General features: G+C 44.6%; 4 protein-coding genes. All 4 read right to left on the minus strand.

Annotated elements, in window-relative coordinates:
* Positions 1 to 37 precede the first annotated feature (37 nt).
* From L4C38_RS20680 to L4C38_RS20695, 4 genes are read right to left on the minus strand one after another with little or no spacing between them, the layout of a single operon-like run.
* The gene (locus L4C38_RS20680; protein ID WP_428799434.1) at positions 38 to 1165 is read right to left on the minus strand and encodes an SEL1-like repeat protein; all 1128 of its coding nucleotides are present in this window, start codon (positions 1163 to 1165) and stop codon (positions 38 to 40) included.
* Positions 1149 to 4790: a LysM peptidoglycan-binding domain-containing protein gene (locus L4C38_RS20685; protein ID WP_428799435.1), complete on the minus strand. Its 3642-nt coding sequence runs from the start codon at positions 4788 to 4790 to the stop codon at positions 1149 to 1151. Before L4C38_RS20685 ends, L4C38_RS20680 begins: the two co-directional genes overlap by 17 nt.
* Positions 4791 to 4795: 5 nt before the next feature.
* Positions 4796 to 5335, minus strand: a complete 540-nt coding sequence (locus L4C38_RS20690) for a DUF4123 domain-containing protein (protein ID WP_428799436.1) — start codon at positions 5333 to 5335, stop codon at positions 4796 to 4798.
* A complete protein-coding gene (locus L4C38_RS20695) occupies positions 5328 to 7415 on the minus strand; it encodes a type VI secretion system Vgr family protein (RefSeq protein ID WP_428799437.1) in 2088 nt (695 codons plus the stop codon). Before L4C38_RS20695 ends, L4C38_RS20690 begins: the two co-directional genes overlap by 8 nt.
* Between the last annotated feature and the right edge of the window lie 18 nt (positions 7416 to 7433).

A 7433-nucleotide genomic window follows, 5' to 3' on the forward strand; every position in this document is an offset into this window, starting at 1 on the left:
AAAATCATGATATTCAAGTGCTGCCTGATTGAGTTTTCTATCGATCAACCCAGTAAAAACGATCTGTAAATCCATCGATGTAAACCATCGGAGTCATAGCATCAATCGTATTTTTAATTTTATTGTCGACTTTTGATTTTGTATCATCATCAAGTTCCACATCATCGAAAACAAATGTCTCCCCTGTCAGATGCTTATATATATTAAGCAAATAGTATTCATCCTCAGGAGATAATGGATATTTTTTTTTGTAGTCAAGATAGCTCAAAGAAGTAATAGAATTTGGAGACCCTAACAATATACCTTTCCCGAATAAATTATCATCAGGTCTTATTGTTTTGTAGTTCATATTGATCAGCATATTAACTGCCGGAATATAATTATGATTAGCAGCGATAGTCAAAAGATTTATAACCATCGAATCTAACTCCTTGTATTTAACGATGTAATTTAACCAATCACTTTCCTTAACTACGAGAGTTTGAATATAATCCATCAACGGTTGATAGTAGTTCCCTTCCGCAAATCGAATGATTTCTCTAATATGATGGTCGCGTGACTCACGCGTTTCATCAGGGTTGTCTATATGCTGCCTTTGCAGTAAATAATACTGCGCCCTTAAATCACCTTTCTCTGCCAGTTCTTTAAAGCCTTGCTGCGCTCTGTACCAATTTTCCGCAGAACAAGTTTCAATATGTTCTGGTATATCAATACCGATTGATTGACCGACTCGTGTGCTTAAAGAGCCTTTTCCAAACCATCGACATTCCTCACCACCATCAGATAAAGCGAGCGCGGCAAACGGATTACCAGCTTCCATCGCTCGCCCTAAAAGCGCAATGACTTCCCCTCGCATTTCGACATCATTGGAACTCATTCGCGCCATCCAGACCATAGCATCAGTGTTTCCAGCCTCAATTAGTGGTTCAAGTAAATGCTCATACCCTGCACCATGTTGTAACTCCATCAAAAACTCATACATCTCATCACCCGGTTTAACTGAGCTGGAGATATACGGATCGTCTGATGTTTTATTGATGTTCTCTTCGATAAAGGTCTGAAACAGGGCATTATCATCTCGTGGGTTTGGTTCACAAGCGGTAATGCTTATCAGTAAGCTGATAGTGGCTAGGCATTTCACCAACGGTTTAAAATGTAATTTCATCAAGACTCCAATTAATTCTCGCAATTGAGTTAGATATGCATTCCACAGGAATTGCCTGATAGGTAACAATATCTAGCTTACCGACAATGCTGTCTTCGGAAAATGAATGTCCTTGTTTTCGTATCAACACCATGTTTTTACATAAAATTCGGGATAAATTTGAAAAAACCTGTTTTAAGTCATCATCTTTCGCTGTTTTTACAAAATATGCCAAATTGAACCATTGCTCTCTATACCCTTTCCACTCTGCTGGGTAATCTTTTCTGCCTTTGGGTAAATCAGCCATCATTATTAGCGTCTCTTTCCACTGACGTTGGTTGGTGATGTCATCATCATTTTGGTCAGTGGCAAGCCACTTCATTATGTTCACGATGGCTTGAGCTTGCGATACGTTCGCCTCTTCAGCGGAGACCCGTTTACCTCGCCCATCAAGGTGAGAACTCGTCTGCTTTTTGCACAACGCCGTTAGCAAATTGGCCAAGGTTTCAGGGGGCAATTTAACCACCCATTGTCTAACTTTCTCACTTTCCGATTTTTTCTCTACATTAATATTCACAGCCAAAAATGGGGCATACTCTTTGCGTAAGGCTTCACTCTTATAGTCTTGCCAAACACTAAAGGGCATGAGTAATACTTTTGACGCGCTTAAGCCCATCGCAAATCCGATGGTTAAAATATCATTGAGAAGCTCAAAATCATTATTGACTCCGTTTTTATCGGCTTCACCAAACACCGATAGCTTGCGGAAGTTGCTCTGTTTCAACACGCCGAGTAAACAATCTAAAAAATCATCCAAACGCTCAGTATCAACCACTATTTCGGTTTTACCTTGGCAGCCCGGCCCAAACACTAGCCCTGCTTTTGCAACAACCAGTAAAATGCCACCATGAAAAACCAAGCGGAACTCCGCTTGAGCCCCAACCCCCGCGGCGGCGGCTACCTTACCTTGAACGGAGCCTAATTTTTGTAAATTGATTTGGGGAGGCGATTGGCTATCCTCTTCCTCATTGAGTGACTTATTTGAGGCGGTTGGTGGAGCCCAATACACCGCAGCCGTAAGGCTACCGCCAGCCTCAACGCCAGCAAAAACATCAACCCCAGCAGAGGCTTCGGCAGCAATTTTTGCCCTTGCTGTTTCATTAAAGCTCGCACCAGTAAGATTGTAGCCATTACGTATATTAGGTTCAGAGATACAAACGGTGCTGCCTTTAATACCAAAGCCTTCCCCAATATTGGTAGGACCAATCGCGACTTTGGTACTGAGCTGGCACGATGCCGCTGCTAAGCCATATATGTTGCCGATAATGTGGGCGCACAAATACCCCGCTTGATAGTTATGCTCATTGCTTGCCGCATCCTGATACTTAATATTTAGCTTATGTGGTGTGATCTGTTTATTAGCGCTGGTGTCTTCTTGCAAAGGCAGCCAGAAACTCATCGTCAATTGTGCTTGTAGTGCGGTAAATGTTGCCGATACTCCGCCAGAGCCACCAATATTACGAGGCTTAGAAATAAGATCTGAATATGAACTCAAAGGTGAATTCAACTCCGCTTCCGCTTTCGACGAAAAACGCAACAATTGAGCGCCAGCCTCTATATTGTATGCACCACCTTTGCCGTTAGGACCGATACCCTCTTGGTAGTGGTAGCTGTCTTGCCAAAAGGCGGTATCAAATTGCTTTTCGGCTTTGAGTGGAATAAGCGCCATTTTAAAGTTCGGCTCTGCTAATTGCTTCAAAGCAGCGCTCATATCGCCGCCTTTTATTACGTGTTCACCTTGAGAGGCTTTTTCTACCACGCTTATCTTACTGGTAATATTTTGGACGTGTCCGGCAGATTGGCATACCAAACGTCGATCGTCTCCCGGCATATACCATTGTGGACCGCGAACATAGAACACTTCTCCATCGGAGAGTAAGCAACATTCCACCACTTGGATATCGTTGTAACCCGCTCGGTTACTAAACCCTGAAATTTTAACCTTTTTAGGTTTAAAAGCGTCTTCATCCCAAAGTAAGGTAAGCCGCTTCGGCAGTTGAGTGGTGTCGCCAATGGTGAATTGAAGGCTTTGTTCACCCTTTGTCGCTTTTTTCTCAGCCACCTTTTTTAAAAAGGTCATACGAGCAAGGGCGACTTTTTTAACCCACAGCAATTGGCTGAATAACTCATCAAGTGGCGAGCTTCCTGTATTCAATACTTGGGTTAAGGCAGACTTATGCTCTGTGATCGTCGCATCTATCACTGCAATCAAGGCGAGCGTTGGGTAATACGCCCAATCTGTGCTTTTGTCGTTAACTAAGCTTTCGATCCCTTTTTGGTCGTTATTACCATCTCTGGCTGGTCCGTCTAGTTCTTCATATAACTGTTTGATCAAAGCGCTACTGTTTATGTCTATCGGCGTCGCTTTTCCATTGTCCACTTCTCGCCAAGGTTTTCCAGCTAACGCTTTTGGCCCAAGTGTAATGCCCGTATCGCCAATCAGTTGCTTCGGGGTTAAACACTGCTCCTTCACCGCATAACCGTTAAGGTTTAACGCCCTGATACTCTCTGCATTTTTATAATGACCTGGGCTGATAGCGAGCGGAAGCGTTTGCTCCTCTTCCTCAGAACGGTTCATATCACGCCATGTTCTTTGCATCAATTCAGGCCATTCAGACAGGTACTCTATGGCTTCACTTTGAGAACTAAACGCCAGTTCAAAGCCTGATTTTCGCTCAGACATTGATTCCTGATTTAACGTTTTAATTGCGCTCGCTATTTCTTTTTGTTTGGTGGTAGAGAAGTAATCTAACTTCTCCATAAACACAAACTTGGAGCCATCTTCTGCATCAACATTGCCCGCTGCTTTTTCGGCATTTTTTTCTAACTTAACAATATGCTCAGCAACTAAATCCAATATCTCGGCACGTAGCTGATTGTTAACTTTGCTAATGAAATGCGAGCTAGACTCTAGATTTGGTGCTTGAAGCTCCGCAGGGTAAGTACTGACTGTCGATAGCCAGTCAGCCTCTTCCTTATAGCTGTCTTCCACTTCATAGTTTAATAATTGTGCGACGTTTAATAAGAAATCATTCGGGTTTTGCCCATCGACTGCAAAAGCTCGCATGTTAATAGCAAACTGAGCAAAAAGCAGGGCTCGATATTTCTCAACCTCTGCTTTTTCCATAAAGTCTTCATGTAACTTGGGTGCAAATTTTGACAATATTCCCAAGCTATTAATATTCTTAACTGTCGCTTCTGTGTCATCAGCAACAATGGCTTCTACCAGTACCTGCTTTTCTTGCAGAAGTAGGTCTTTTACTTTTTGATCAATGGCATACCAAGTCTTTTTCTCTGTTTTAGGGTGAGATGGTACATAAAGAATATCAGCGAATGGTGGATGAGTTTTGCAAGTATCTGCGGCATCTTCTTCTGCACTTGGCATTGCTGGCGTAGCTATGCGTGATCCGCCGGTTTGAATTGGCGATGGCAGAGGCAGAATTAACGTATTTCCCTCATAGATCAAGTTTGGATCTTTTATTTGGCTACTATTGAGTTTTATCAACTCTTCTTTAGATACATTAAAATGCTGAGCGATAAAGCTTAGGCAGTCATTTTTCAATATTGTGTAGGTATTTTGGCTCATGTCATTTACACCCATGATTTAAAAATATCTGAGGTCAAAACGTAAGGCGTTGCTGGCAAAACCTTTTGCATTTCTCGCTGTATTATCTGTTGTTGCTGGTTTGCATTGTCTCTCCAAACGACCGACGTTGTAGGACCCAGCAATGTGTTTAGATCAGCTTCATTTAGTTGGTTTTTTATTGGCTGCCAAAATGCTGATGTATAGAAGCGAAGCAAACAAGGGTGACTCTCAATATTCGCCAGCAATACCGATTGTAAATGCGTTAGGAATGTCGTTTCGTCGCAGTATTGGGATAACTCGAACACAACTGAGCTCGAGCTAAAATCTGGTAACGACAAACATTGTAATGCACTAGGTTCAGAGCCTAGGTTAAGTACCCAAGGGCTTTGATCAATGAGATAGTCTAAATCTGAGCCCGCAAACAAACGTAACCCTTGTTCAATTGAGATTTCCTTTCGCACTATATCAAGTGCATCTGGAATTCTGACGGTATCAACCACAAGCCAGAAGTTGTTATTACTAGCAAAGGTAAAGTCGTTATTCACAAGGGCAATCCTCACGAGGGCACGATCCGTCGGTTTGGCGCTGGCATCTCTTGGCTATAGGCGCGTTAACCATCGATAAGTTCATCATTTTCTCAGCAGATATCTGTAAAGGTAACGGGCTGACTGGCGGTGGTGGAGACTCAACACCATTGGGCAATGCCGCTACTTTTCCCCCATAACCACTACCAATTCCAGCACTACCGCCAGAGTTGAGATTAATCACAGAGCCAACTAAGTGAACCCCAGCGGCATCAACTCGAACAAAATTTCCGCCCACTTTGAACGTCACTTCACTGCCCGCTTCTATCACTACTTTTGCACCACTTTTCATGTGCACTTCGTTACCCGATTGCAGTGCATACAAGCTGCCGACTTTTTGGTGTGCGCTGCCATCCACTACGTGGGTTTGGTCTTTCTTGATTTGGCTGCGGCTTTCGCCACTCACGACTAGGTGTTGGTTGTTATCCACTTGAGAGAATCGGTCATTTTCAACAATCAGGTGTTTGTCGTGTTTAATGTGGGTGCTGTGGTCATTGAGGACATCTGCCTCAAAATCCTTTTGCGCGTGTAGGTAGACTTTTTCAGTGTTGGCTTGGTCTTCAAAGCTGAGTTCGTTAAACCCTTCGCCTTGGTGAGTTTCACTGCGCAGTACGGTTTTGGTTTTGTGATCGGGTAAATCGTAAGGTGGTGTGTTGGTGGCGTGGTAGGTTCTACCTGTGATGATCGGTTGGTCTGGGTCGCCATGTAAAAACGAGACAATCACTTCATGACCAATACGCGGGATGGCTATCGCGCCATATTGTGAGCCTGCCCAGCCTTGTGAAACTCGAACCCAACAGGAGCTTTGCTCATTACCGTTGGAGTACCTATCCCACGGGAAATGCAGCTTTACCCGCCCATGTTCATCACAGTAAATTTCTTCGCCTTCCGGCCCCACTACAATGGCTATCATTGGACCATCCACTTGCGGCTTCGGTTGTGGCGTGGCTCGCCATGTTTTGTGCGCGGGAATAACTTTAAACTGGTTGCTGTAGGTCGTTGCGCCGTGCCCGCCATCTTCTTCTAGCGCTTGCGGTTGCGTGCCTTGGTGGCTCACTTCTACTACTATCCAATCTCGGTTGGCGTTTTCTTCGAGGTTGTCGGTTAAATCGAATTTGATGCCCGCTTGCAGTGCTGGGTGGTTACTCTTGCCTCGCGCGATGTGTGCATCTCGTCTGAGATATTCTAATCGGTATTGGCTCAGCGCTTGCCCGACGCTATCTTCTTTGTAACGCCCGGGGAAATCATAATGCTCGTATTGGCTGTGTTGAAAGCTGAGGTCGCTGCCGGTTTGTTGTTGCAAAAAGCCGTAGCTGGGCTTTTTAAAGCTGTAATCTTTTAACTCGAGGTGGCTGGGCTGAGCTTGGTGGAAAATAGAAAACTGGGAGATATAAGCCTGCTCTGCCACGCCCCCTGCCATGCCGTTATGCACTATTGGCATCGCGTGTTTAGCAATTAATGTGCTGTCATCGACAAAAACCACCGTGTGTTTCACGTCCGTCTGTTCGATGTAATAGATCATCCCTTCTTCGGCCGCAAGTCGTTGAATGAAGGCTAAGTCGGTTTCTCGGTATTGAACGCAGAATTCGCGCTGAGGCAGSGTCGCTTTTAGCGCAAAGCTGTGGTCRATAATGCCCATCTCTTGCAGCAGTAGGCTGATGATCTCTTGCGCGGTTTTGTGYTGGAATATGCGGCTATTTTGGCGCAGTGATAAACGCTCTAAGGCGGGGACTAACACCAGTGAGTAGGTGGTGTGGTGATGACCGATGCCCCCTTGTTCGAACTGGCGAACGATACCGTGCACAAATTGCACCGGAACGCCGTCTATGCTCATGGTCAAGGTCGCGGGTTGATCCACCACTTGCGGCGCTGCAATGCCCGGCTGTCGGCTCGCTAACTCAATATTATAGCGAAAGCCATAACACGCTTGGGTTGCATCAAACATCGATTCCGATAACGACTCTTTACCTTGATAACCGGTAACAACGAAAGTCTCTTGCGGTAATCCTTCTACACTCAGGGTAAACGTTAGCTTTGCCATCCACTGTGCCTTCTTTTT

Source organism: Vibrio kasasachensis, assembly GCF_050337565.1.
Classification (GTDB): domain Bacteria; phylum Pseudomonadota; class Gammaproteobacteria; order Enterobacterales; family Vibrionaceae; genus Vibrio; species Vibrio kasasachensis.